Raw genomic sequence first — 24091 nt, 5'->3', positions numbered from 1 at the left:
AATATGGAAACAACAACACTATTAATAATACTAACTATAGCTATAACATCATTTTTTGCAGGATGGATTTCTAAAAATAATCATCTTGAGTTTAATACAAAACAGGTTTTAGAAGAGATTAAAAACTTAATGAAACATCATAAGACCCAGCTTTCAAATGCTTATCAAATTTATAATATGACGGAGCATAAGGAACAGTTAAAAGACAGCAATATAAAAGTTATGGCTCAGATTCAACAACGACAACAGGAGCTTCAAGAAATAGATGAAGAATATAGAGATAAAAAATATTTTCTTGCTGAACAGGAGAGAATAGCTAAACAAGAACAGAATAACAAGAATGAAACAATAATCAAAGATTTAAAATCTAAAAGTGGAAATTTAAAAATTGATAAATAGATAAAAGGGAGATTGCTCAGACTTCTAACCTTCTGAGCAAAATATTACATGAACACAACTATTATAAAGAAAAACAGACAAAACTCAATTAATATTAAAGATATTAAAAAGAAGCATAGAACTATCTTGGCAACATATTATGCTTTATATGCAGAGAATAGACATAGACAAAAAGCACTTGTTACAGTTACTATAGGTGATGAGCGTATTAGTACGTTAAAAGAGTACCGTCAAGGATTGATGAAAAAACTAAACTCTATCCTTCGGAGAAAAGTATATGCAAATCAAAAAGTACAGTATTTTGCAAATATTGAACTTGGACGAGACCAAGGAGCATTAACTAAGCTTTTTAACCCTCATCTGCACATTCAATTCTTTTACGATGATATTGCACCAATTGAAGAAGCAGTCAAATATATGGATTTAAAGATGAAGACAACAAATAGTGATGTGACAATTCCTGAAAAAGAAGACACAAATTATGATTATGCAGTCAAAGAATATAAGCTTGCAAATTTTAATGTTAAATATGAACTAAACAAAAAACAGCTCTATTATAAACAGCCTCTATATAGTTGCTCACGAAAGATTATTCCCAACTATGTAATAAAGTTTTTATATCAATATTTATCAAGTAGATACTATTCTATATGGAATGCTTTAGAAACATACGAAAGATATGATTACATCTTAGAACAAATTAAAGAAGGCAATATAAAAATAGTAAGAAATATGGATAGACCATCAGACAAATATATAACTGTAAAAAATATGGCTATATATGTAAATATTCAAAAACCGTGCATAACTACACAATAAAGAATACTATTACTTTAATAAGAGAGTTAAAGTATGAAACAACCTAATGTTAATTGTTTTAGCTATAATTTACTAAATAATAATTAAGATTTAGATAGATTGCGGTATTGAATAAGGCACTTAAAATAATGATTGACAGAACTCCATATAAAAAAAAATTTACAAAAGACAACATTCCAAACTGGATATGTCCAAGTTGTTTAAATGGTGTATTGCACAGTAGTGAGAAGCATTTTATTTCAGAGGATACGGGCGGAACTAAAAGAGGATGGAATGAAGAATGGTTTGACCCAGAGATGGCTATGTTAACCTATACAGCGATGTTTACATGTACAAACTCAAAATGCCAAGAATCTGTTGCAAGCTCTGGTTATGGATATCTTGAACAGGAATACTTTTATAATCAAGAAGGACAACATGATTATGAATATGTTGCATACTATAGACCATTGTTTTTTCATCCAACATTACAAATTTTTAAAATACCTAATGAAGCACCAGAGAGTGTAAAAAAAGCTATTGAGAATTCTTTTTCCACAGTTTTAATAAATAAATCTGCTTCAGCTAATCAGGTTAGGATTGCAGTAGAATGTCTACTAACTCATTTAAAAATTAAACAATTTAATGTTAGAATTGGCAGACGTAGACAACGACTAAATCTTCATCAAAGAATTGAATTATTACCTGTAAAATATAAAAAAATTAAAGATATATGTTTAGCCATAAAATGGCTTGGTAATGCAGGTAGTCATTGTGATGAAGATATGAAAATTGATGATGTTTTTGATGGCTATGATATGCTTTCTTTTGTTTTAGAAGAATTATTTGATAATAAGCATGTACATGTTAAAAAGTTGGCTAAAAAAATCAATACTAAGAAGGGGGTATAATAATGTTTAAATTTTACGGAAAAACACAACATGGAAAATATAAAACGAAAAATGATGATTGTTTTTTAATTAACTCCTTTGTGTCTCAAAATGAAGAAAAGAAGCAACAATTATCAAAAAATCATTTTATTGTTGCCATAGCTGACGGTGTTGGAAGTAGTGAGTTTGGAGATATTGCCTCAAGAGTATTACTGGAAAATCTAAGTAAGAATTCAAATATTTTATCCCATCAAATTATTTTAAATATCATCAAAAACACTAATCAAGAACTTTTAAAAAAATATAATGGTAAAGCTTCAACAGTGTTCTCTATTGTTTTCGCAATAGATGAAAAAATCACAATATATCATATAGGAGATACAAGAGTTTACAAACTTACATCCCAGAACAATCTTGTTCAACTTACTAATGACCATACTTATACTCAAAAACTTATAGATGATGGTGTTATAAGTGAAGATATGAGGTTCAGTCATCCTAAAAAGAATATTATTTTGCAGTCACTTGGTGCTAATGATGAAATTCGTATAGATGTGTATAAAAATAGCTTTGAGTCAGGGGAAAAATTATTGCTTACATCAGATGGTATTCATGACTATATGAAAGAGAATAACATAAAAGAAGTCTTGATTGATTCTAAAAATATGCAGACTAATATTGATAAACTTATAGAACAGGCAAAGGCAAATAACTCAAAAGATGATATTAGTGTTATTATCATTGATAATGAATGATATTACCATTTTCTTTTAAGTAAAGCCCCTCTTTCTTTTTTGAGCTTAAAAAGTGTATCTTGATAGACTTCTACTATATTGCTAAAGCTTCTCTTTGCATCTCTAACGCCATTTTTTTCTAATTTTCGTATTAGGTCAGAAGCATTATCCGATAATGTTTGATGATAATCTATTGTTTTTTCAAAAGTGTCTCTCTTCGCCAAAAGACATTGTTCTTTTAGTGTTAAAAGATAATGTTTAAAAGCTAATGAGTCACCAAATTCTACAGTAGATGGCTTTGCTCCGCTAAATAATATTTTTACATATTTATTAATCTTTCCAAATGGCTTTAAATCATCTAATACATCATAGTCATAAGCCCTGTCTAAAGCTCTTTTTCCATACTCAGATAATGTTTGAGGGCAATAATACCAAACTGACCTTCTGCTAACCGCATCAGAATCAGGATTGTCAAATTTACCTGCACTAAAACTTCTAATATTTAAAAATGTTCCAGAAGCAATAGCATCTACATTTGCACAAGCCAATGATAACATTTGATGATTGCTATAGCCAACAATAACTTTTTTATCTTGAAGTTTTAAACCTGCTACAAGTTGGGCAAGATTCATTAACCAGTAAGAATCTTCTTCTAAATAATCGCCTCCAGGCACTACATAATAACCATCAATATCCCAACTTGAAGACATGTCAATAATTTTTTCAATGCTTTTCTCGTTCGTAAGAACATCAAATGACAATGCTATTGTTAAATATTTTTCTTTATCATCAAAAACATGAATAGCTCTTTCAATAGATGACTCTTGTTCTTGCTTCCATCGTTTATCAGGTTCTTCACAAATACGTGAGGGAATTATGTAAGCTGACGTATGACAATAATCATTGATATGCTTAATCTCTTGAAACTTACTTTCCAAAAATGCATTATCAGAAAGTAATGATGTATCAAAATCATCGAACCAATGAGTCCATTCTGTTAATTTATGATGGTCTGCCCTTGGATTATAGTATTGAGGGTCAAATAAAGTTTTACCGTTAAGTTTAAGAAGTTCATTGGAAAATTTTTTTGTTTGTGCTTCTGTTAAATCTCTTGGGCTTAGTATAACTGTACCTTCCCCCCATTTAGTTATGAGTTCCTTGCAATAGCCCATCATTCCATGACCAAGTTGTAAATATAAATCCATCAGTTATTACTCCCTACATAAGTTAGTATATATATCATCAAACCACTCTCTGGCATAACTTGCACTCTCTGCTCTTTTTGTTCTATATCTATTCATATTGGTATGAATAAATTCGAGCATTTCATTAAAGTGTTCATTTTTTAAAAACTCAAAATTTCCTTTGTCTATTTTTCGAATAACTTGTGATATTGTGCTACATCCATCTGAAAATGGGTTTATACCACTTATCATTTCATAGGCAACCAATGACAAGGAATATAAATCTACTTGACTACTAATATTTTCTTTTTCATTGTCTATTTGTTCCATTGGAGCATAGGCAATTGTCGCAGGACCAGTTGCCGATTCTGTATCAGTGTAAGAGGTTCCTGATAAATCTCGTGCTATTCCATAATCAATGAGAATAAAGTTGCCTTCCTCATCTCTCATAATATTGTCTGGTTTTATATCTCTGTGTACAAAGTTGTTTTTTTCTAATATAACAAGTTCATCTAACATAGTATTTAAAAACTTGCATACTTCATCAAAATCTATAGTGCCAACACGGCTAATGTAATCTTTTAAATTTTCCCCAGATATAAATTCTTCAATTACATAAAGATAATCAACACCATTGCATGTTAAAGAATCATTCTTGAATATTTTAGATGTATTGAGTTCTTCAATATTTTTAACAATATCAATTTCTCGCAAAACTCTTCTCAAGTCTTGATTTGGTTTCATAACTTTAACGATAACAGTTCCAAACTCTTTCGAATTAGCTTTATAAACTACTTTCTGCCCTGCTTCTTTAAGCTTTTGGCATTCACTTAAACCTATCTCTTCTAAGCAACTGTTATCAATCATTCTTGAACCTAACTTTGAGATACATATCGACCTACCCACTCATTAAACATCCAAGACATATAACTTTTTGGAAGGGACTGTTTTTTTGCTTCGTTTAGCTTTACAAGTTTTTGATTTGATAGGCTATATAAACCAACACCATAGTCTTTAAATTTATTAATCGTGCTTTCTCTCGGATTTTTAACAGAGGATAAAGCATACGATTCTGACGCAAACCATTGATTTGCATCAGCTTGATTTAAAAGAGTTTTCCATTCTTTCATTTTGGCTTCAATGGATACTAATCTTTTGACACTATAAGTTTCACTTAATGGTTTAGGTTTCCATTTCCCTTGTTTTCGCTCCACTAAGCCTGCATCATATAGTTTTTCTATTGATTGCAATAGCACTTTATAGTTATGATTTGTATTTTTAAAAAGCTCCGTAGATGTTAAACCACTGTGTTGTCTAAGGTTTTCAAAAATTTTAAAATCAATATTATTCAGTATATTACGTTCTTTTTGCCATGTGTCAATTATTTTTGGATTGTATTCCGTTACAACTATATCAGGGTATGCTCCCTCAATTAGAGGTTCTATAAAAAGTGCTAATTTATTTTTTTTAGGCTTAAAAATTTTAGGTATCTCATGAATAAATTCTTCAACTAATTCTAATTCAGGACCTTCCCTTCCTGTTCTGCTTTTTAATCCAATATCAATATAATCATCTTTAATGATAAGCATATCTTGCATTTTATTCCTTTATAAATTTTATTGATATATTGAATAAAAATTATTTTTTACTATTATATCAAAATAAATAGCTAAGCGATTAAACAGAACTATTCATCATTCCTAATTAATTCCCAATACTGATGATAAGCTTTTTCAATATCTTTATACACAAATGAAAGGTAGTGATTTATAGTCCCTCTTTGCTTATGATTCAAACAAGTGTCTGCCAGCATACTGTCAATATCTAAGTCTCTTATCATGATGGTAAGCATAAATCTTCTGGTATCATGCAATGATATTCTTTTATTATTGTACAACTCAATACCAGCTAATTTAACCAACCTTTGAAAAATAGCATATATACCACCTCGTTTAATTGTAGGAAAAATGAGACCACTTTCAATTTTTTTCAGATATTCCAATAACTCTTGTGGTATAGGAAATTTATAATCTTCTTTTGTTTTTGTAATACTCTTAGGCGAAATAATCATTCGCTTGTCAATATAACAATCTTCAATTCGTAACTTCAACAATTCTCCATATCTATGTGCAGTAAGCAAAGTTAAATACAGAAACATTCGGACCTCTTCTTGCTGTGTTTTTTGAAGAGCTTTATATTTTGGAATTGCATTATATAACTTCCTAACTATATCGAGGTGCTTTTCATCTGTGCGAACTTCTAAACTTTCACGGACAGGCATATTGTATGTCTCTAACATATCAACTACATTCTTATGAATTACACCTTTTTTTATTGACTCAACAAAAATTGGACGAAGTATCATTTTAAGAGTATTTTTTGTTGAGTTTGCAACATGCGTCATTCCATTTTGTATTTTCAGTAAATCATCATATGTAATTTTTTCTATTTTTTTATGACCAATAGATTTTCGTATATATGCATTGTAAAAATAAGAATAATTTTTTGGTGTACTATGAGTCCAATCTCCGTTTTCCACCTTTTGTTTTAATCGTGTATCAAAAATATCATTTAATGTGCTTCCACTTGAAGAAAAAGGGTCTTTACCTTGAGAAATCAATAACTTAATCTCTTGAAGCTTAGCGAAAGTTTGCTTCTCAGTTCTGCAACCATACAATTTAGTGAAATTTTTTGGAGGGTAGTTTTTACCTTGGTGCATAAATCTTACATAGTAATGTTTAGAACCATCTTTTAATGTCTTAGTTGAGATACCTTTTTCTGCCATTTTTAAACTCCTAAAAATGGCAGTATATCATCATATAAAAAATTATACAACTTTTTATACAACCTATTTTGTATAAAATAGGTCTAAATTGGTTCAAAATTAAATTACAAATTATTCAAAAAGCTCATATTTTTGGGATTAAAAGCCAATTGTTTGACTTTTAAAAAATAGCTATAACCCATTACCCCACATGTGCATTTTTTTTGCGATTACCAAATCATACTCAGGCAAAACATCAATCTCATTTGGAGCTCGAAACTCAAACTCTTCTAACATCTCTTTTATAGCTTCGATATCCATAGTGCCTTTTTTTTGCATTATGATTATATTTGCTGTATTTGCAAGGGTTGTATATGCGATTTTTAGTATCATATTTTTGTTTTCATGTAGATGAAAAATATCTTTAAACACTACAATATCATGATTTCTGGGAATTGCACGAAATGGCTCTTTAAAGTCTTTTACATATTGAAGTTTAGCATCTGGAAATTCATCGCTGTAATCAACTTCTTCTTCGGAGTAAACAACCAAAGCCAACTCTCCGGAGACATCATTCAACATTTTGCACATTGCATGAGTCGTCTCATCAGGAGAGGTCGTTACCTGAAGGTAGTGATTGCCCGGAAGTGGATTAAAGAGATCCAAAAATTGATTTAAATTTGCCATAACTTTATTGTGTCAGTATGCTAAATCGTGAAGCTCTTTAAAAAGATATGCCTCAACAATATCATCTATACTTCTTTGAGTATGAGCAACAAGCACCATCATAGATTTTTCCATAAAGGGCCATACATATTCATTGTCATTTATAACTACTGCTGCTTCAGAAAAATTCTCAAATGCATCTTTATCTGTGTTATGGTTAACCTCTACAAGCTCACCACTCTCTATAAGCAACTGTGCCCAAACTTTTGCATCGTCTATTTTAGTCAGACTTGCTTCTTGAACATCCTCGCTGTCCATTGGAAGTAAAACATACATCTTACTGCTCCACTTTAGATAAATCAAGTGCTAATGCATCATTGTCCATAATGCCTATATGCTTACTTAAAACCACTTTGGCAATATCTTTTGCATCTGCAAGAGAGTGCATTTTATAAGTTCCGCACTGGTAAAGATTGAGTTCTGGAATATCTTTTTGCTCTTTAACCTCTAAAACATCTTTCATTGAAGCTTCCCAAGCATCTGCAACAGTTTTCTCATCCGGAGCACCAAGCAGTGACATGTAAAAACCTGTACGACAACCCATCGGAGAGAGGTCGATAATCTCTACCTTATCGCTGTTTAAATGATCTCTCATAAAACCGGCAAACAGATGTTCTAGTGTATGAATACCCTCAGATGAAAGAGTCTCTTCGTTTGGCTTAACAAATCTTAGATCAAATACTGTAATGTCATCTCCACTTGGAGTTTTCATCCCCTTTGCACGGCGAACTGCCGGAGCAGGCATAATTGTGTGGTCAACTGTAAAACTGTCTAATAATGGCATATAAAATTCCTATATTTTAAAATTGTTGTATTTTAGCATCTTTTTATTTTACAAAAGGTAACAAACACATTGCCATGGCGTGAAAGTATAATTAATTGTTATAAAGTAAAGACAATTGTGTTAGTATTAGTTTAAAAAAAAAATAAAGGTATAAATTAATGAATAAATTAAGTATAAAAGCAAGGTTGCTCCTTTTATCATTAATCCCGATAATGGTAATACTAGCGCTTTCAATCATCAAGATAAACGAGCATCTTGAAAAACTAAATAATCTTGAAACGACAAAAAATCGTATCTTAGAAACACAAGCTTTAGCAAAAGCTATCCACTACTTGCAGATAGAAAGAGGCTTAAGTGTCGGATATGCTGCAAACGACGGAGAAAAAAACAAAGATAAGATTCCAGCAATAAGACAAAAAGCTGATAGTGCAATAGAAGATATAAAAAAAGTTTATGCTTCTACAAATGGAGACATCTCTGTTATGCAAAACTTTAACGAACTAAACCAAAAAAGAACTTCCGTGGATTCACTTGCCCTTAAAGGACCTGAGGTAGGAGCTTACTTCTCAAAAATAATTGTAGCAACAATTAGTACTGCCACAATAATTCCATCAAATATGGATATAAAAAACGAAAGAAACGCTATTCAGGCATATACTCACTTAGCTTCCGTAAAAGAGCAACTTGGGCAGATAAGAGCAAATCTAAACGGTGCTTTTACTAAAAATACATTTGCAGGGAATACCTACTTCTCTTTTGCTGGCAATATAGGGGCATATAAAATCAACTTGCAAAGATTTATCACACTTGCCCCAAGTGAGGTAAGAAAGTTTCATAAAAACACATATAAAGGCGAGTCTGTAACTAAGACTTTAGAGATGATAGATGTAGCGATGCACAAAGGAATGGATGGAAACTTTAATATTGAACCGTCTGTATGGTTTAAAAATGTAACTGACTCTATAGATCTGCTTAGAGAAGTTGAAAAGGAAGTTTTTAAATATGTTATCGCCATAAACATTGAAGAGACAGAAGAAGCAAGAAGTGTTATATTGCTAATTTCTTCTTTACTGGTATTTCTTTTAATTTTTATTGTTTCTTTTAATCTCTACTTTATAAAAAATTCTATCTCTAAGCCGATAGACCGATTTAAAGAAACACTTTTAGATATAGAAAAGAACAAAAACCTTACTCTAACTGTTGATGAAAATGCACCGCTAGAAATCTCTCAGATGGCTAAAAGCTTCAACTCCTTAATAAAAGAGCTTAAAAATATTATAGAAATTTCTAAACTAGGTTCTTCTGAAAATGCTTCTATATCCCATGAACTCTCCACTACTGCAATTGGTGTTGGAAAAAATGTTGAAGACTCTGTACTAGTTATTGATGCAGCAACTGCAAAAGCAAACGAGATTCAAAATGAGATTACAACTTCTATTGCTGATGCTCAAACATCTAAAAAAGATATTATGAAAGCAAATGAAAATCTTGGTGAGGCTCGCAATGATGTTGTAGCCCTTACATCTAAGATTCAACATAGCGCCGAATTGGAAACTGCGCTATCTCAGAGAATGAGCACACTCTCAGTTGATGCAAATGAAGTTAAGCAAGTTCTTGAGGTTATCTCAGACATTGCAGACCAGACAAACCTGCTTGCACTAAATGCAGCCATTGAAGCAGCAAGAGCCGGTGAACATGGCCGTGGATTTGCAGTTGTTGCTGATGAAGTAAGAAAACTGGCAGAGAGAACTCAGAAATCTCTTACAGAAATCAATGCAACTATCAATGTCATAGTTCAATCAATAGGTGATGTAAGTGGACAGATGAGTTCTAACTCTGAAGAAATACAGGCACTTGCAATAACTGCAACTGATGTTGAAACAAAAATCAATCTTACCGTTGCAATTGTAGATGAAGCAGTTAATGCGAGTGACAGAACTGTTACTGACTTTGAAAAAACCGGAACTAATGTTGAGTCTATTGTGACTCAAGTTGCTGAGATAAATGAAATATCTTCACAAAATGCTCGTAATGTTGAAGAGATTGCTGCTGCAGCTGATCACTTAAACTCTATGACTGATGACCTGCACGCTAAACTTGAAACTTTCCGTACCTAAGAAAATAGTTCTAATTGGCGCCTCCACCGGAGGCCCTGGACGAATAGAAAAAATTGTAAAGTCGCTACCTATTCTAACAAATACAACTATAATTATTGCGCAACATATGGTTGAGGGTTTTGTACCAAGCTTTGCTTCTCGTTTAAGAGAAAACAATATTAACCCACTCTGCATGGCACAAGACGGATATGCAGTTAATGCAGCTCAAATATATCTTTGTGAAGGATTGACCACTGTTAACTCTCAATTTTACTTTAATAAAAAATCATCATTAAATACTCAGTATAATCCTGATATAAATATTATATTTAATTCATTTGTACAATTTACAAATAAGATAGAGATACTTGCTGTAATACTTACCGGCATTGGAGAAGATGGAGTAAGTGGATGCAAGAACTTAAGCTTAAACGGAGCAAGAACACTCACGGAGAGTGAAGAAAGTGCCATTGTAGACGGTATGCCTTGTCGAGCCAGAAAAGAAGTGCCAAATATAGAAATATCTGATATAAACACAATAATCAATAAAATAAAGGAATTTTGCGACTAATGTTTAGTTTTTTTAAAAAGAAAATACAAGATACAAGTGAAGCTGAGCAAAAAGAAGTTCATGTTGAAGACTTTACAAATATTGAGATAATTTCTGATTATTTTAAAAATGAAACAGGTGTTACTTTTGAGAAACAAACCAGTATATTGAAAAGTAAACTAACAACATTTTGTAGACATAGAGACATATACTCTTTTACAAAACTTTTAGAAACCGTAAAAGCAGATAAAGATATAAAACAAGAATTAATTGACTACCTTACTACTAATGAGACATTTTTTTACAGAGAGTTCAGTCAAATTCAAAAACTTGTCGAGTTAGTTAAAAAATCCAATAAAAAAGTAGACATTCTTTGTGCACCTTCTGCAACTGGTGAAGAGCCATATAGCATTGCAATCGCACTTTTAGAAGCTGGAGTTACACCTGATAATTTTAAAATATTGGGCATTGACATCAATGCACTTGCAATCTTAGATGCAAAAACAGCTGTATATAAAGTACGAAATATTCGTAATCTTTCAGACTCTATTTTAGATAAATACTTTGTTGAAGATGAAAAACATTATATTTTAAAACCTATTGTAAAATCTCAAGTAACATATAAACTTGCAAATCTGTTTGATCCATCTTTTAAATCACTCGGTAAATTTGACTTTATATTTTCAAGAAATATGCTTATCTATTTTGATAGAGAGACTAAAATAAAAGCAAAAGAGATTTTAGAGAGCATGCGTAAAAATGAAGAACAAGAGATATTTTTTGGTCATGCAGATTTGTTTTAAAAATGATATATATTTAAAAGTTTTAATGAAATAGATGAAAGGTTTTAGGAAAAAACAATAAGTTACTAAAGTATATAAAAGTTTTAGATTTGGTATAGATTGAGTTTAACTCAGTTAAAGGCTAGGCTAATAGCCTGCCGTAACTGAGTTGGACGCAAGATGTGCCGAAGCTAGAAGCTTTTTTTATACGCGAGCTTCTTCACGGCGTTGTAAATATGCCCAATTATCATCTACTCTATCTTGCCACTCTTTGATCATATGCTTATATTGATCTTTAAACAAGTGCTTAAAACGACCTTGTGCAGCTAAATACTCCTCTACAGGAACAACATTTTTAGGGCGATAAGTAATATTTAACTCTCTGCCATCTATAACCTCATATAATGGAAATACTAATGAGTCAGTTGATAAGTCAGTTAACATCATTGTATCTTTAGGGTCAAATTTCCACTCAGTTGTACATGGTGATACAGCATTAATAAATACCGGTCCATCAACTGAAAAACCGTGTTGGATTTTCTTAACCATATCTTTCCATTTATTTGGAGCAACTTGTGCAGCATATGGAATATGGTGAGCTGCCATGATAGAAATCATATCTTTTTTATTTTTCTTCTCACCATAACTATGTGTACCAGCTGGAGTTGTAGTATTACTACCACCAATTGGCGTAGAAGATGAACGCTGTCCACCGGTATTTGCATATACTTCATTATCTAAAACAACATGCATAATATTGTGTCCGCGTTCCATACAACCAGAAATCCATTGGAATCCGATATCATAAGACGCACCGTCACCTGCAAAAGAGACAAACTTAGGGTTACGCTCAGGTTGCTTTAGGCGACCTTTTCTTTTAAGCGCATTGTACATTGACTCAGCACCCGCAACTGCTGTTGAACCATTTTCAAAACCGATATGAATCCAAGAAGCATCCCACGAAGTATATGGATATACAGCAGTACAAACCTCAAGACATCCAGTAGATGCAGAAAGTACCATATCATCGTTAGTTGCGTTTAAAACTTCACGAACAATAATAGAGTGAGCACAACCAGGACATAATAGGTTGGCACCCTCAAAACGGTCAGCCGATGTTGAAAACTCTTTTAAGTTTTTTATTTTTTTCATTTCACTCATAGTTTTCTCCCTTATAAAAATGACAGTTTCGGTCCGCGAACACCAATAAACTGTTGTAATGGAGTAGTTATTTTACCAGCGTCAACATTAGCTTGAAGCTCAGTATATAAATCTACTAAATGTGCTTTAGTTAAATCACGACCACCAAGACCGTAAATCTTACCGCTAATCATAGGTCTTGTATCTAAATTGTACATTGCGCCTGCCATTTCATTAAATAGCATACCAACTGTTCCACCAGGAGCTGAACGATCAAGAGTAGCGATAGCTTTTACATTTTTAAGAGCTTCTTGAACTTGGAAGAATGGGAATGGGCGAATAACACGAATACCAACAACACCAGCCTTAATTCCTTTAGCTCTCATCTCAGTTGCAACTTCACGAGCAGTTTCAACTGATGTACCCATACAAACAACTGCTACATCAGCATCATCCATATCGTACTTTTCAACTATATTATATTTACGACCGCTTAATTTTTCAAAATCATCAAACGCTGTTTGAATTTTTGGTAAAACTTTAGTCATAAGGTCATTGTGCTGACGAGCTTTATGCTCAAAATGCCAGTCTTCTTCTGTTTGAACACCATGAGTTACAGGATGATCAAAGTCTAACATGTCATTCATCGGTTTATATTCACCAACAAAACCATAACCTTCATCATCAGTAAGCGTATGCACACCTTGAGCAGTATGAGAGGTCATGAAACCATCTTGGTGAACCATACATGGAAGTCTTACATCATGATCTTCACAAACTTTAAATGCAATAAAGTTTAAATCATAAGCATCTTGTGGACAGTAAGAATCAAGTTGAATCCAACCGCTGTCACGACCAAGATACATATCTGAATGGTCACCATTAACATTAAGTGGAGCAGCAAGTGCACGGTTTACAACATTTAAAACGATTGGTAAACGCATACCTGATGATTGATAAAGAGTCTCTACCATTAAAGCAAAACCTTGAGACGAAGTTGCAGTCGCAACACGCCCACCGGCAGCAGCAGCACCGATACATGCAGACATTGCAGCATGCTCAGATTCAACCATTACATACTCACCTTCAATATAATTGTCGGCTTGAAATTTTGCATAACCTTCAACAATCGGAGTTGAGGGAGTAATAGGGTAAGCAGCAACAACATCAACTTGACACTGTCTTAGTGCTTGTGCTGCAGCGTGATTACCATCCCACACTTCTATATCTTTTAATTCCATTTTATCAAATGCCATTATTTTTCCTCTTCATCTTTTGCAGGCCAATTTGCTAACTCTGCTTCTTCTTCTGCTTGTTCGGGGAACATTAAAAGTGATTTAGGGTTTGTAGGACAAACCTCTACACAGATACCACAACCTTTACAATGATCCATATCTACACCGATCAGTTTTTTATCTCTTGAAATGATAGAGATATCTGGACAGTAAATCCAACAAAACTGACAATCAATACAAAAATCTTTATTAAATATCGGTTTTTCGATTCTCCAGTCAGCTACACTTGCTGTAAAAGAGTTACTTGGTGAATATTTACGATCCTCTGCATGTGTTGTAGCTATTTCAGTTGCTGCAACACCGTCAAATGAACGAAGCATAGCTCCGATTTCAAATTCATCCCATCCTTTGTTTGCCATCATAGCCTCCTATTTCACTTCATCATAAGCGCGTTGAATTGCAATCATATTCGCGTCGATAATTTTTTGTGGTAATTTTCCAAGAACCCTTTTCATACTCTCTTTAAAGAAATCAATTTCATACATTCCAGATATTTTCATAAATGCACCAAGCATTGGCGTATTTGGTATAGGACGACCAATAGTTTCTTGTGCAATCCTAATACAATCTACAGTGTAAACTTCCTTGCCTTCTAGTTTTGGCTGAGCCTTCACTAGTTCATCGGTACTCAAATGAGTAGTAATAATATATTTTGTTGTGTCTTTATGATTAAGCGTAACATCCGTTGTTATAGCTAATGCAGGGTCAATAACAAAAACATAATCTGGTATCATGTATTTTTCATGATTCATAATGACTTTATCATCAACACGATTATATGCCGTCATTGCAGCTCCACGCTTAGCTGATCCGTAAAATGCAAACGCCTGTACATGCTTACCGGTTGTAGAAATAACATCTGCTAAACCTTTTGCACCTGTAACAGCACCTTGACCAGCGCGACTATGCCATCTAATTTCTAGCATTAACTCTCCTTCAATTTTTTATATAGTCAACATTTGACTCTAAATTACCACACATTTTAGACAACTTACTCTTAAAAATAGCTTGAACTTATACAGTTTATAATTAACTAATCAAAGTGTGTGATTTCTTCCTATTTTCTAAGTATAGCACAGCTTCAAAAGCATCATTTAATATAACATTTGAAAACTCATTAAGTGTTTCTTTATCTCCATATCCGCATAAAACGCCTATTGAGTTTACTTGTGCTTTTTTGGCTGAAATGAGATCTAGTTTTGTGTCTCCAATCATCCAAATTTCTTTATTGCTTGTATCTAAAACTTCCAAAGCTTTTAGTATTGGTTCTTCATGTGGTTTTGGATTTTGGACATCTTCTCTGCCTATTAAGACTTCAAAATACTTCATTAAATCAAAATGTTGCATCAAAATTTTAGAGTACTTGCCTGTTTTGGTAGTTACAATGCCAAGTGTTGCAAACTCGCTTGCTTTTTTAATACTCTCTATCGCATTAGGCAATAACAATGTTTTAATTGTTGATATTTTTCTATATTCTTCTTTATAGGTCGCAACAAAATCCCAGACCATATTATCACTTACGCCAAGTTCGCTGTACATTACATCCAGAGGGTAGCCAATAAGTGCTTTTATCTTTTCATCTTCTACATGTTCAAAGTTATGAACCCTAAATGAATGATGAAAAGTACTTACGATGGCGTCTGTTGAGTCTATAAGTGTACCATCTAAATCAAAAAGTATTATCATTCTTTTTCCCATTTTATATAGTTGTGCCAGATTCCGCTAACAGTCGGCTCTACATTTTTTATATTTTTATTAACAGTTGCTATAGAGTTTGGAATATACAAGAAAAGATATGGATTATCCTCTGTTATTATCTTAAACATCTCTTTCCATATTTTAGATAATTTTTCTCTATCAATCATGCTTTGAGATTCTTCTATCATCCTGTCTATTTTGTCATTTTTATATCCAACTAGATTAAAGCCGCCTTGCTTATCATTGTCGCTGTGCCAAAACATATATGGATCAGGTGTTGGCGAAAGACCCCACCCAAGTAGCACTGTATCAAATTCGTGAGGAAAAACTACCATATTTAAAAATGCCTGCCACTCCATGACTCGCAAATTTACAATAACTCCCGCTTTTTTTAATTGATGCTGCATTATCTGTGCAGCATACGGTCTTATGGCACTTGAGTTTGATGTAACTATCTCAAAAGTAAATGGATTATTTTCATCATAACCGGCCTCTGCTAAAAGTTCTTTTGCTTTTTCTATGTTTTGAATAGGTGCTTTTATATCTTTGTTGAATGCTTGTGTAGCAGGAAGAAATGGACCTGTACAAACCTTTGCATGATTAAAAAACAAAATCTCCACTATCTCTTGTCTGTCTATAGCCAGTGAAATAGCTTCTCTTACTTTTGGGTTTTTAAACTTATCAAGTCGCAGATTAAACCCAAGATATGTATATGAACGAGAGATGTTTTCATGAATGTTAAACTTGTTAAAAAAATCCTCATCCAACTGTCTCTCGTACTGCATCGGTTCTATGCTTCCAACATCCAAAGCGGATGACTTTAACATCAAAAATCGTGTCATTGGGTCAGCTATAACATGAAAGGATATTTTATCTATCTTTGCCCTGCCTTCAAAATAATCATCAAATGCACTAAGGATAATATTTTTGGAGTGCTCTAGTTGAAAAAGTTTATACGGACCTGTTCCGACCGGGTCTGTGTTAAAAGATGCACTCATTAAATTTTCTTCATCTTTGAGCTTATGCTCCGGCAGAATCCCCATCATCCAAGTCTCTAAAGCTTTAAAGTATGGCTCTTTATATTTTACTTTTATTGTAAGCTCATCAACAGCTTCAACACTCTGTACAAACCTGAAACTTGCACTATACGGTGAAGATATTTTTGGTGAGACTAAGACATTGTAAGTAAAAACAACATCTTTTGCACTAAATTTTTCTCCATCATGCCACTTAATATTTTCACGCAATTTGAAGATAAGTGTTTTGTCGTCTTCATAATAAAACTCTTTTGCCAAATCGCCTATGATTGTTGATGAGTCTTTGTCATATTTCACCAGTCCGTTAAATAAAAATCCCGTTATCTCAGATGAACTAGAATCTGTTGCTAAAATAGGGTTAAGTCTTGATGGATTGGTAGATGTAGCTAAATGAAGAGTTGATGAAAAAAGGTTTATTGATAAAAATAAAAATAGTAGATACTTCAAAATTGCTCTTTTTTTTAAAGAGATTATACCAAAGTTAGTTGTAGTAGTTTGTTAATGAAAAATGTAAAAAGAAGTTTTACCAACGCCAAACAGCGTTGATAAAAACGATAATGAGATATTAACGCTTAGAGAACTGACGAGAACGACGAGCTTTACGACGACCTGGCTTCTTACGCTCAACAACGCGTGAATCACGAGTCATCATACCTTCAGGTTTAAGAATCGCTTTTAATGCCGGGTCAAATGCTACTAATGCACGAGAAATACCGTGACGAAGCGCATCTGCTTGACCACCAAAACCACCACCTAAAGTAGTAGCAACGATATCAACTGATGTATTTTGTTTAGTTAAAGCAAGTGGTTGCTTAACACGAAGTTTCTTAGCTTCTAGTCCACCTAACCATGCGTCTAAAGAAAGACCATTGATTGTTATGTTACCAGTACCTGGAGTTAACCATACTTTTGCTATCGACGCTTTACGACGACCTGTTGCATATATTTTTGCCATAGTACTTATCCTTACTTAGCTAATTGTGCAGTGTGAGGGTGCTCTGCACCTGCATAAATTTTTAATTTTTTAAGCATTTTAGCACCAAGCTTAGTCTTAGGAAGCATACCGCGAGTAGCTAATTTGTATAGTTTCTCAGGATTTTTCTCTAAAAGCTCAGTCATTTTAACACTTTTGGTAGAACCGAAGTAACCAGAGTGTGAAAAATATTCTTTATTTGCTACTTTACCAAGACCGTTAAATTTAGCCTTAGAAGCGTTGATGATAACTACATAGTCACCACAGTCAAGATTTGGAGTCCAGCAAACTTTGTTCTTACCACGAAGTATAGTAGCTACTTCAGTGATCATACGACCAAAAGTTTTACCTTCAGCGTCAATCAATACCCATTTAGTATCGATTTGTTCAGGAGTTGCAATTTTAGTAAATTTCATTCATGAACCTTTCGTTTAATTTAAGTGTTGGAATTATAGCCTCATTTACTTACAGGAAGCTTAATTTAAAAAAAGGTTAAGGTTTATTTGGAGTGCTGGAATCTGTTATAATATGATAATTAATTTAGCATTATACTACTTAATCTTGTTATCTTGATTAAATGCAAGTAATTAATTTTTTATTTGTGATATAACTGTGATATAATAAAATTACTTTTCTATAATTAAAGAGAATATATGGTTAAAAAACAAAATATGATTTACTCAATTTTTAAAATACTAATATTTATGTCATTATTGTTATCTATAAATCTTTCTGCTGAAGTCAATCAGCGTATTGTCGATGAGCTAGCCTCACCAAAACCAGAGATACCTCTAAAAAATGCCATGGGTGAAAAAGCATATAATGATGCTATAAATTCCGGCAGATACCGTTATGTTGGCAATTCAAAATGTCGTCTATGTCACAGAAAGTTTTTTATAGGAAGAAAAAACGATCCTCATGATCACTCAATGGAGAGCCTTGTGAGAACTGGATACGAAAAAAACTCGCACTGTTTGACTTGTCACTCTACCGGACACGGAACAGAGACTGGATATGTTAACGAAGAGTGGACTCCTCGTCTTTCAAATGTTCAATGTGAAGGGTGTCACGGCCCAGGAAATGTTCACATAGACATGGCTAAAGCAAAAACTAGAAAAAGGGAAGAGTTTATAGAGGGTGGCTTTCTTGCCGGGCAAGATTCTCCGAAGGTATTAAAAAAGATGTGTACTAGCTGTCATACTAAGCGCTGGAATAAATCATACCACGACTTAGACAAATCATATGACACTTATAAAAAAGCTGATCCAAAATCATCGAGATATAAATGATGTCATTTATTAAAAAACATGCTATACCTATAATATTAATATCGTTAGTATTTGGTATTTCATATCTGTCTTACTACAATTATAAGACACAAAAAAACCTTCTGCTTCAACAGATGCATAACAACTCACTTAACATAGCAAGTTCAATATCTTCGGCTATAGAGCGATTTCATGATATAAAATCAACAATGAACCTTCAAAAACTCGTTGATGATGTCTCTTTTGGTCTTGAGATTTTTGAGTTTAGATATTTAGAGTCAGACGGCACTATAAGAAACTCTATGTTTAAAAATGAGATAGGCACAATACTCAACTCTAAAAGTTTTGTTGAAACAATGCGAGAAGATCGCAAACTAAAAACATTCTTCTTTGAAGTACGAGATTATGTTGAAGTGATGTCTATCTACTATCCAATATATAAAGGCAGTCAACTGGTAGGGATTATTGATTTGGCTGTTGACATATCTGAATACAACATCAAAAAAGACTCAAAAAACAATGCTCCCGTGCTTAGAAGACAAGATGATATACTCAATCTACTAAAAGCAATGAATGGTTCTATAACAAACTCACTTGAAATATTGACTAAGACCAATATAAATGACTTTTTATATTCATATGTTAAAAAATCAAGACATGTTAGACAAATCTCAATTATTGACAACAAACAAAAGGTAGTTGCCAGTAGCGATAAGTTATTTCTCGGTAGAGTATTAACCGGTGCCAATTCTCCGTCACTCGGAATGAATATGATCGATGGAGAGTTGAAGTACCTAACAATTATTGACTCTTTTATAGATAAAGACAGCTCAAATATGAAGCTAATGCTTTTGACCGATGCGTCAACTTATGCCAATCATGAAAATAAATTGCTTACAACAGCCGCTAGCACAAGCATAATCGCTCTTTTGTTTGCGCTGTTCACTTCAAGATTGATTTACTACACTGCTATTGAACAATCTCGCAAAGAAAAAGAGCGTCTTGAACACTTAGTAAGCATTCGCACAAAAGAGATAGAGCTACTTAGTCAAACTGATGCCTTAACAGGTTTATGGAATAGGCGTCATTTAGAAGAGAGTCTTGATATCGAGTTTAAAAGAGCTAGACGCTACAACCATGATATGAGTATTATGATGATTGATCTTGATCATTTTAAGAACATTAATGATACTTACGGTCATATGGCAGGAGATGAAGTGTTACGACAAATTAGTACCAGAATCAAAGAATGTCAACGCGAAACAGACTTTATAGGACGATACGGCGGGGAAGAGATTGTAGTTATACTTCCTGAAACTGATTTAGAGACATCCGCACAAATTGCAGATTCTATATTAAAAACAATTGCTGCTAAACCTGTCAAATTTGAATCTGACTCGATTCCTGTTACGACAAGTATTGGTATCAGCTGCTTAAGAAAAGAGCATAGTTCCTATCCAATGATTTTTGCTGAAGCTGATGAAGCACTTTATAAAGCTAAAGAAAATGGACGAAACAGAGTGGAAATCTTTAACCCGCAAGAGAGTTAAACTTTTACGATTTTTATCTCATCTTGCAGTAGATAGCAGATATACCCGTTAACCTCATCGCCGGTTATCTCTTTTATAGCTTTTTCATAGTACCTAACTTGCTTTAAATGATGCTCGGTGTAAGAGATGGCACTTTTATAATCTATAATATTCCAACTATCAAACAGGCTCTCTTTATCACTCTTAACAAGTAAATCTATATAGCGAAGATTATTTTTGTATCTTATGGCTTTTTCTCTGTAACACTCACCGCTGATAAGAGCTTTAAACTCTTTGTTTTGTAAAAGAAGCTTTACTCTACTTTCTATATCATCAATCTCTGCTACTTCTAAAGTATGTCCATATTTATTTATCATCATATCTTTAGCATGGATGATATTTTGCTCTTGAAACTCCCCTAACATCTCCAACATGTAGTGCATTGCAATACCAAAGTTGATAGATTTTAAATCCTCTTGCTGCTCTTTTTCAAGCACTAAAATATCACTTTGTGTTCCATAATAAAGAGGCTTAAACTCTAGTGGTTGCTTTTGCATTGTTTTGTCAGTTTGTGAACTTTTACTATTTACATTCAAACTACCACTGCTTGCACAAGTCAAATCCAAAATATCAAACATAGAGTCTTTACTCTTTTTAATTATAAAGAGATTGTCTCTAGCTCTTGTAAAAGCAACATACAAAGCGTTGAGTGAATCTTCTCTAACTAAGGCTTTCTCTTTTGCCAAGGCATTCGCATACTGAGCATCTATTGCATCTCGTCCTTTTATGCGAAGATAAACATTTGTCAGAGTTATATCGTCATACTCATAGATGATGGCATCTCTAGCGGGCGGGGCTTTTTTAAGTCTGTCCATAACTATGACATGTTCATACTCCAAACCTTTTGATTTATGGACTGTAAGGACTCTCACACCGTTAAGCTCTGAAGCAGCCGCACTGATATCAAGGCGTTCATATTCAAAAAGAAGAGCTTCAATATCACTCTGTTTTGAAAGAGTATTTAAAAATCTGATAATATTCCCGTTCTCTTTGAGAAAATCATCGCTGAAAAGCCCATACTCCTGAATAACTCTTTTAACAACATCTAAAATATTTACCTCATTGAAATCAACTCTCTTTATAGCCCTTGGCTCTTGTGAAATCAGAGCAAAAAAGTTGTACATGTAGATATCTTCATGAAAATACTGATACTTCAAATATTCTAAAATTGCTTTTACGCTTTTTTGATTTATAAGCTTTGTAGTCGTTTCGGTGACAACTTCTATTTGTTCATGATTAAGAGTCCCTTTAACCTGCTCACCATCTCCGTTTGTAGCACAAAGAATAGCTATCTCATTGATATTTGCACCATTAGCTAAGAGCCTCTGCACTTGAGCTGTGACCTCTTGTAAAAGTTCGTCATTTTGTTTTACTTCTACATATCCGCCACTGGCTTCATCTCTAGATAATTGAGGCGAATAGTCTTTTATCTTATCTATAAAAACACTGTTCACGAACTCTATTACCTCTTTTTGTGAGCGGTAGTTTGTCAGAAGCTTCTCTACATGTGTATTGTTCTCTTTTTGAACAACCCCAAACAAAGAGCTAACCCCGCCACGAAATCTGTATATAGACTGTTTTACATCTCCTACAAAAAAGAAACTGCCATTTTCAAAGATACCATTTCCTGAGGTAATCTCATTGATTAGAGGTTTTAAAATCTCATACTGTAAGATACTTGTATCTTGAAACTCATCTAGCAGCATATGTTCTATATAAGAATCTAACCTAAAGTAGAGAAATTCACTATCATCTATCAGGTTTAAAATCTCATAGACTAAAGCCGTAACATCAGAAAAACTAAGTTCGCTGTCATCCATGTATAGAGCTTTTTTACTTTTAGCATAGATATCCACTAACTCTTTTATAGCAAAGAAAAAGTTTTGCTCTTTGGCTCGGTTTTGATTTTTAACAGCCTCTTGTATCTTTACTAACAACTCATCCATAGCAGGAGTAAAACACTTTTTGTAAGTAGAGTATTCCATGGTTTGCCTAGATAACCATACCTTTGAAGCTACATCTTCAAAACTCTCGGCTTGAACACCTTTTATAGCCGTACTTGAAGCAGCTTCACAAGACTCTACAATAGCACGCAACTCTGACATGTAAGACATTGCTTCATTTTCAAACTGTAAATAATCCTGTTTTGAAAATTCTATATGCTTAAGCTCTTGAAACTTTATATAAAACTCATCCAGAAGTGAAAATATATCTGTAAGTCTTTTTTTTGACTGCAGAGAAAGAGTGACAAGTGTATCTTTCTTACCCGCTACACTCACCTCTTTTAAAAAGCGTGATAAAAGTTTTAGCTCATGCTGAGAAGAAAATGTAGAGAAGTCCGGCATCAACGAAGCATACAGAGAAAACTTTCTAAGTATGGAAGTAAAGAAACTGTCAATAGTCATAATTTTTGTATGTGCGTTTAAAAACTCATTTAAAATTCTTTGGCGATTTTCTAAAAGATAACTGCGAGACAGCTCTGTAACTTTTACTATCTCATCAAGCTCACCACGACTCTCTAACTCTTCAAGCGTAGAGACTATTCTCTCTTGCATTTCCGAAGCTGCTTTATTTGTAAATGTCAGTGCCAAGATTTTACATGGTTCAGCTCCACTAAAAAGTAAGCTGAGGTAACGCACAACAAGCATAAAGGTCTTACCACTTCCTGCACTCGCTTCGTAGGCTAAGTTGTTAATTAACATGTAGACACTCTCTTACTTAAAAGCATTAAAACACTTTCATCTACATAGTTATCAAAAAGCACAATACTTTTTTTGGCACTTTTAATAAGTTCAGACACAAACACATAAGCATCAAAAATCTGCCCATCATAAAAAATACCCTGTTTTGGTTTTATCTTCTTTGCTTCTATGGCTTCAAATATTTTATCAAGCTTCTCATCTGTTTTTAGCTCATAACTTAATTGGCGTTTTTCTAAATCTTTGAATTGTGATAGCAATAGAGTATTATCATTTATCAGTTTTCTCATTTGTGCAAATGTTCGTATGATTGAGAGTGTAACTTCTGTTGCAATTTTACTTTTAAGTACCGTTGCAAGCATATACACACCCTGCTCTGTAAATACTTTTGTAGATTTTCTTCTACCACCCCAACTTGAAGTCGAAATTTTCGACCTCAAGATTTCATCTTCCTCTTTGCTCAATTCAAAGTAAAAATCGTTAGGAAATTTATCGAGATTGTTTTTTACTGCTTCATTGATTCTTTTTGTCTCAACACTATAAAGCTCTGCTAAATCTGCATCAAGCATCACTTGCAAATCTCTAACTGTAAAAATTTTATTTTGAATATTTTCTTTATTAATGCTTGTTACTTCATTCATAAACATATCCTTTGTGTACTTTTACATATCATAACAGTTAGAAT

The 24091-nt window shown here is 33.2% G+C and carries 26 protein-coding genes; 9 read left to right on the top strand and 17 right to left on the bottom strand.

Translation table 11 applies throughout. The annotated features are described in order from the left end of the window. The first annotated feature begins 3 nt into the window (after window positions 1–3). The 4 genes from OQK60_RS06985 (at window position 4) to OQK60_RS06970 (ending at window position 2842) form a co-directional block, all read left to right on the top strand. Window positions 4–399 carry a hypothetical protein gene (locus OQK60_RS06985; RefSeq protein ID WP_297685458.1) on the top strand — a complete coding sequence of 132 codons (396 nt, stop codon included), beginning with the start codon at window positions 4–6 and terminating at the stop codon, window positions 397–399. 48 nt (window positions 400–447) lie between these two features. Beyond that, window positions 448–1218, top strand: coding sequence for a hypothetical protein (locus tag OQK60_RS06980; protein ID WP_297685456.1), 771 nt, complete (start codon window positions 448–450; stop codon window positions 1216–1218). Between the two features lie 128 nt (window positions 1219–1346). Beyond that, window positions 1347–2108 (top strand): DUF4145 domain-containing protein, encoded by a 762-nt coding sequence (locus OQK60_RS06975; RefSeq protein WP_297685454.1) that lies wholly within the window; start codon window positions 1347–1349, stop codon window positions 2106–2108. Window positions 2109–2110: 2 nt separating this feature from the next. Then, the gene (locus tag OQK60_RS06970) at window positions 2111–2842 is read left to right on the top strand and encodes a PP2C family serine/threonine-protein phosphatase (RefSeq protein WP_297685453.1); all 732 of its coding nucleotides are present in this window, start codon (window positions 2111–2113) and stop codon (window positions 2840–2842) included. A 2-nt stretch (window positions 2843–2844) separates the two neighbouring features. On the opposite strand, the gene OQK60_RS06965 is transcribed toward OQK60_RS06970, so the two are convergent. The 7 genes from OQK60_RS06965 to luxS all read right to left on the bottom strand — a co-directional run bounded on the left by OQK60_RS06965 (window position 2845) and on the right by luxS (window position 8279). Further along, window positions 2845–4026 (bottom strand): hypothetical protein, encoded by a 1182-nt coding sequence (locus OQK60_RS06965; RefSeq protein WP_297685451.1) that lies wholly within the window; start codon window positions 4024–4026, stop codon window positions 2845–2847. Window positions 4027–4032: 6 nt separating this feature from the next. Next, entirely contained in the window at window positions 4033–4872 is an 840-nt protein-coding gene (locus OQK60_RS06960; RefSeq protein WP_297685449.1) for a serine/threonine-protein kinase, read from the bottom strand. Window positions 4873–4880: 8 nt separating this feature from the next. Further along, window positions 4881–5603, bottom strand: coding sequence for a helix-turn-helix domain-containing protein (locus OQK60_RS06955; protein WP_297685447.1), 723 nt, complete (start codon window positions 5601–5603; stop codon window positions 4881–4883). A gap of 89 nt (window positions 5604–5692) precedes the next feature. Beyond that, complete coding sequence (locus OQK60_RS06950) at window positions 5693–6790, bottom strand: tyrosine-type recombinase/integrase (protein WP_297685446.1); 1098 nt, start codon at window positions 6788–6790, stop codon at window positions 5693–5695. A 171-nt stretch (window positions 6791–6961) separates the two neighbouring features. Next, window positions 6962–7456: a hypothetical protein gene (locus tag OQK60_RS06945; RefSeq protein WP_297685444.1), complete on the bottom strand. Its 495-nt coding sequence runs from the start codon at window positions 7454–7456 to the stop codon at window positions 6962–6964. 12 nt (window positions 7457–7468) lie between these two features. Further along, the gene (locus tag OQK60_RS06940; protein WP_297685443.1) at window positions 7469–7771 is read right to left on the bottom strand and encodes a hypothetical protein; all 303 of its coding nucleotides are present in this window, start codon (window positions 7769–7771) and stop codon (window positions 7469–7471) included. Between the two features lies 1 nt (window position 7772). Then, window positions 7773–8279 carry an S-ribosylhomocysteine lyase gene (gene luxS, locus OQK60_RS06935; protein ID WP_297685441.1) on the bottom strand — a complete coding sequence of 169 codons (507 nt, stop codon included), beginning with the start codon at window positions 8277–8279 and terminating at the stop codon, window positions 7773–7775. A 158-nt stretch (window positions 8280–8437) separates the two neighbouring features. On the opposite strand from luxS, the gene OQK60_RS06930 reads away from it, so the two are divergent. From OQK60_RS06930 to OQK60_RS06920, 3 genes are read left to right on the top strand one after another with little or no spacing between them, the layout of a single operon-like run. Continuing rightward, window positions 8438–10396, top strand: a complete 1959-nt coding sequence (locus tag OQK60_RS06930) for a methyl-accepting chemotaxis protein (RefSeq protein WP_297685439.1) — start codon at window positions 8438–8440, stop codon at window positions 10394–10396. Next, the gene (locus OQK60_RS06925; protein WP_297685437.1) at window positions 10377–10946 is read left to right on the top strand and encodes a chemotaxis protein CheB; all 570 of its coding nucleotides are present in this window, start codon (window positions 10377–10379) and stop codon (window positions 10944–10946) included. Before OQK60_RS06930 ends, OQK60_RS06925 begins: the two co-directional genes overlap by 20 nt. Continuing rightward, on the top strand, window positions 10946–11728 hold the full coding sequence (locus OQK60_RS06920; RefSeq protein WP_297685436.1) for a CheR family methyltransferase: 783 nt from the start codon (window positions 10946–10948) through the stop codon (window positions 11726–11728). Before OQK60_RS06925 ends, OQK60_RS06920 begins: the two co-directional genes overlap by 1 nt. A 183-nt stretch (window positions 11729–11911) precedes the next feature. Here OQK60_RS06920 and OQK60_RS06915 read toward each other — a convergent pair whose 3' ends face one another. The 8 genes from OQK60_RS06915 to rplM all read right to left on the bottom strand — a co-directional run bounded on the left by OQK60_RS06915 (window position 11912) and on the right by rplM (window position 18266). Continuing rightward, on the bottom strand, window positions 11912–12868 hold the full coding sequence (locus tag OQK60_RS06915) for a thiamine pyrophosphate-dependent enzyme (RefSeq protein WP_297685434.1): 957 nt from the start codon (window positions 12866–12868) through the stop codon (window positions 11912–11914). 11 nt (window positions 12869–12879) lie between these two features. Further along, the gene (locus OQK60_RS06910; protein WP_297685432.1) at window positions 12880–14103 is read right to left on the bottom strand and encodes a 2-oxoacid:ferredoxin oxidoreductase subunit alpha; all 1224 of its coding nucleotides are present in this window, start codon (window positions 14101–14103) and stop codon (window positions 12880–12882) included. Next, window positions 14103–14501, bottom strand: coding sequence for a 4Fe-4S dicluster-binding protein (locus tag OQK60_RS06905; RefSeq protein WP_297685430.1), 399 nt, complete (start codon window positions 14499–14501; stop codon window positions 14103–14105). Before OQK60_RS06905 ends, OQK60_RS06910 begins: the two co-directional genes overlap by 1 nt. A 9-nt stretch (window positions 14502–14510) precedes the next feature. Next, on the bottom strand, window positions 14511–15068 hold the full coding sequence (locus tag OQK60_RS06900) for a pyruvate flavodoxin oxidoreductase subunit gamma (RefSeq protein ID WP_297685429.1): 558 nt from the start codon (window positions 15066–15068) through the stop codon (window positions 14511–14513). A gap of 103 nt (window positions 15069–15171) precedes the next feature. Then, window positions 15172–15828: an HAD family hydrolase gene (locus tag OQK60_RS06895; RefSeq protein WP_297685427.1), complete on the bottom strand. Its 657-nt coding sequence runs from the start codon at window positions 15826–15828 to the stop codon at window positions 15172–15174. Further along, window positions 15825–17324, bottom strand: a complete 1500-nt coding sequence (locus OQK60_RS06890; protein WP_297685425.1) for a peptide-binding protein — start codon at window positions 17322–17324, stop codon at window positions 15825–15827. Before OQK60_RS06890 ends, OQK60_RS06895 begins: the two co-directional genes overlap by 4 nt. Before the next feature lie 118 nt (window positions 17325–17442). Beyond that, window positions 17443–17832 carry a 30S ribosomal protein S9 gene (gene rpsI, locus OQK60_RS06885; RefSeq protein WP_297685423.1) on the bottom strand — a complete coding sequence of 130 codons (390 nt, stop codon included), beginning with the start codon at window positions 17830–17832 and terminating at the stop codon, window positions 17443–17445. An 11-nt stretch (window positions 17833–17843) separates the two neighbouring features. Beyond that, the gene (gene rplM, locus OQK60_RS06880) at window positions 17844–18266 is read right to left on the bottom strand and encodes a 50S ribosomal protein L13 (protein ID WP_297685421.1); all 423 of its coding nucleotides are present in this window, start codon (window positions 18264–18266) and stop codon (window positions 17844–17846) included. Window positions 18267–18503: 237 nt separating this feature from the next. Here rplM and OQK60_RS06875 point away from each other — a divergent pair, with 237 nt between their 5' ends. Then, a complete protein-coding gene (locus OQK60_RS06875; protein ID WP_297685420.1) occupies window positions 18504–19139 on the top strand; it encodes a multiheme c-type cytochrome in 636 nt (211 codons plus the stop codon). Further along, complete coding sequence (locus OQK60_RS06870) at window positions 19136–20668, top strand: GGDEF domain-containing protein (protein ID WP_297685418.1); 1533 nt, start codon at window positions 19136–19138, stop codon at window positions 20666–20668. Before OQK60_RS06875 ends, OQK60_RS06870 begins: the two co-directional genes overlap by 4 nt. Here OQK60_RS06870 and OQK60_RS06865 read toward each other — a convergent pair. After that, window positions 20665–23409, bottom strand: a complete 2745-nt coding sequence (locus OQK60_RS06865; RefSeq protein ID WP_297685416.1) for a RecB-like helicase — start codon at window positions 23407–23409, stop codon at window positions 20665–20667. The two genes, OQK60_RS06870 and OQK60_RS06865, sit on opposite strands and share 4 nt — an antisense overlap. Next, window positions 23403–24047: an ORF6N domain-containing protein gene (locus OQK60_RS06860; protein ID WP_297685414.1), complete on the bottom strand. Its 645-nt coding sequence runs from the start codon at window positions 24045–24047 to the stop codon at window positions 23403–23405. Before OQK60_RS06860 ends, OQK60_RS06865 begins: the two co-directional genes overlap by 7 nt. Window positions 24048–24091 lie beyond the last annotated feature (44 nt).

Origin of the sequence: Sulfurimonas sp., assembly GCF_026196735.1 — a bacterium.
Classification (GTDB): Bacteria; Campylobacterota; Campylobacteria; order Campylobacterales; family Sulfurimonadaceae; genus Sulfurimonas.
Note: the sequence above shows the minus strand (reverse complement) of the source record. Positions and strands in the feature narration are given on the sequence as shown.

Excerpts from the sequence above, each read along its gene's own strand:
- OQK60_RS06985 (WP_297685458.1), top strand. The coding sequence starts at position 4 with ATGGAAACAACAACACTATTAATAATACTAACTATAGCTATAACATCA.
- OQK60_RS06980 (WP_297685456.1), top strand. The coding sequence starts at position 448 with ATGAACACAACTATTATAAAGAAAAACAGACAAAACTCAATTAATATT.
- OQK60_RS06975 (WP_297685454.1), top strand. The coding sequence starts at position 1,347 with ATGATTGACAGAACTCCATATAAAAAAAAATTTACAAAAGACAACATT.
- OQK60_RS06970 (WP_297685453.1), top strand. The coding sequence starts at position 2,111 with ATGTTTAAATTTTACGGAAAAACACAACATGGAAAATATAAAACGAAA.
- OQK60_RS06965 (WP_297685451.1), bottom strand. The coding sequence starts at position 4,026 with ATGGATTTATATTTACAACTTGGTCATGGAATGATGGGCTATTGCAAG.
- OQK60_RS06960 (WP_297685449.1), bottom strand. The coding sequence starts at position 4,872 with ATGATTGATAACAGTTGCTTAGAAGAGATAGGTTTAAGTGAATGCCAA.
- OQK60_RS06955 (WP_297685447.1), bottom strand. The coding sequence starts at position 5,603 with ATGCAAGATATGCTTATCATTAAAGATGATTATATTGATATTGGATTA.
- OQK60_RS06950 (WP_297685446.1), bottom strand. The coding sequence starts at position 6,790 with ATGGCAGAAAAAGGTATCTCAACTAAGACATTAAAAGATGGTTCTAAA.
- OQK60_RS06945 (WP_297685444.1), bottom strand. The coding sequence starts at position 7,456 with ATGGCAAATTTAAATCAATTTTTGGATCTCTTTAATCCACTTCCGGGC.
- OQK60_RS06940 (WP_297685443.1), bottom strand. The coding sequence starts at position 7,771 with ATGTATGTTTTACTTCCAATGGACAGCGAGGATGTTCAAGAAGCAAGT.
- luxS (WP_297685441.1), bottom strand. The coding sequence starts at position 8,279 with ATGCCATTATTAGACAGTTTTACAGTTGACCACACAATTATGCCTGCT.
- OQK60_RS06930 (WP_297685439.1), top strand. The coding sequence starts at position 8,438 with ATGAATAAATTAAGTATAAAAGCAAGGTTGCTCCTTTTATCATTAATC.
- OQK60_RS06920 (WP_297685436.1), top strand. The coding sequence starts at position 10,946 with ATGTTTAGTTTTTTTAAAAAGAAAATACAAGATACAAGTGAAGCTGAG.
- OQK60_RS06915 (WP_297685434.1), bottom strand. The coding sequence starts at position 12,868 with ATGAGTGAAATGAAAAAAATAAAAAACTTAAAAGAGTTTTCAACATCG.
- OQK60_RS06910 (WP_297685432.1), bottom strand. The coding sequence starts at position 14,103 with ATGGCATTTGATAAAATGGAATTAAAAGATATAGAAGTGTGGGATGGT.
- OQK60_RS06905 (WP_297685430.1), bottom strand. The coding sequence starts at position 14,501 with ATGGCAAACAAAGGATGGGATGAATTTGAAATCGGAGCTATGCTTCGT.
- OQK60_RS06900 (WP_297685429.1), bottom strand. The coding sequence starts at position 15,068 with ATGCTAGAAATTAGATGGCATAGTCGCGCTGGTCAAGGTGCTGTTACA.
- OQK60_RS06895 (WP_297685427.1), bottom strand. The coding sequence starts at position 15,828 with ATGATAATACTTTTTGATTTAGATGGTACACTTATAGACTCAACAGAC.
- rpsI (WP_297685423.1), bottom strand. The coding sequence starts at position 17,832 with ATGGCAAAAATATATGCAACAGGTCGTCGTAAAGCGTCGATAGCAAAA.
- rplM (WP_297685421.1), bottom strand. The coding sequence starts at position 18,266 with ATGAAATTTACTAAAATTGCAACTCCTGAACAAATCGATACTAAATGG.
- OQK60_RS06875 (WP_297685420.1), top strand. The coding sequence starts at position 18,504 with ATGGTTAAAAAACAAAATATGATTTACTCAATTTTTAAAATACTAATA.
- OQK60_RS06870 (WP_297685418.1), top strand. The coding sequence starts at position 19,136 with ATGATGTCATTTATTAAAAAACATGCTATACCTATAATATTAATATCG.
- OQK60_RS06865 (WP_297685416.1), bottom strand. The coding sequence starts at position 23,409 with ATGTTAATTAACAACTTAGCCTACGAAGCGAGTGCAGGAAGTGGTAAG.
- OQK60_RS06860 (WP_297685414.1), bottom strand. The coding sequence starts at position 24,047 with ATGAATGAAGTAACAAGCATTAATAAAGAAAATATTCAAAATAAAATT.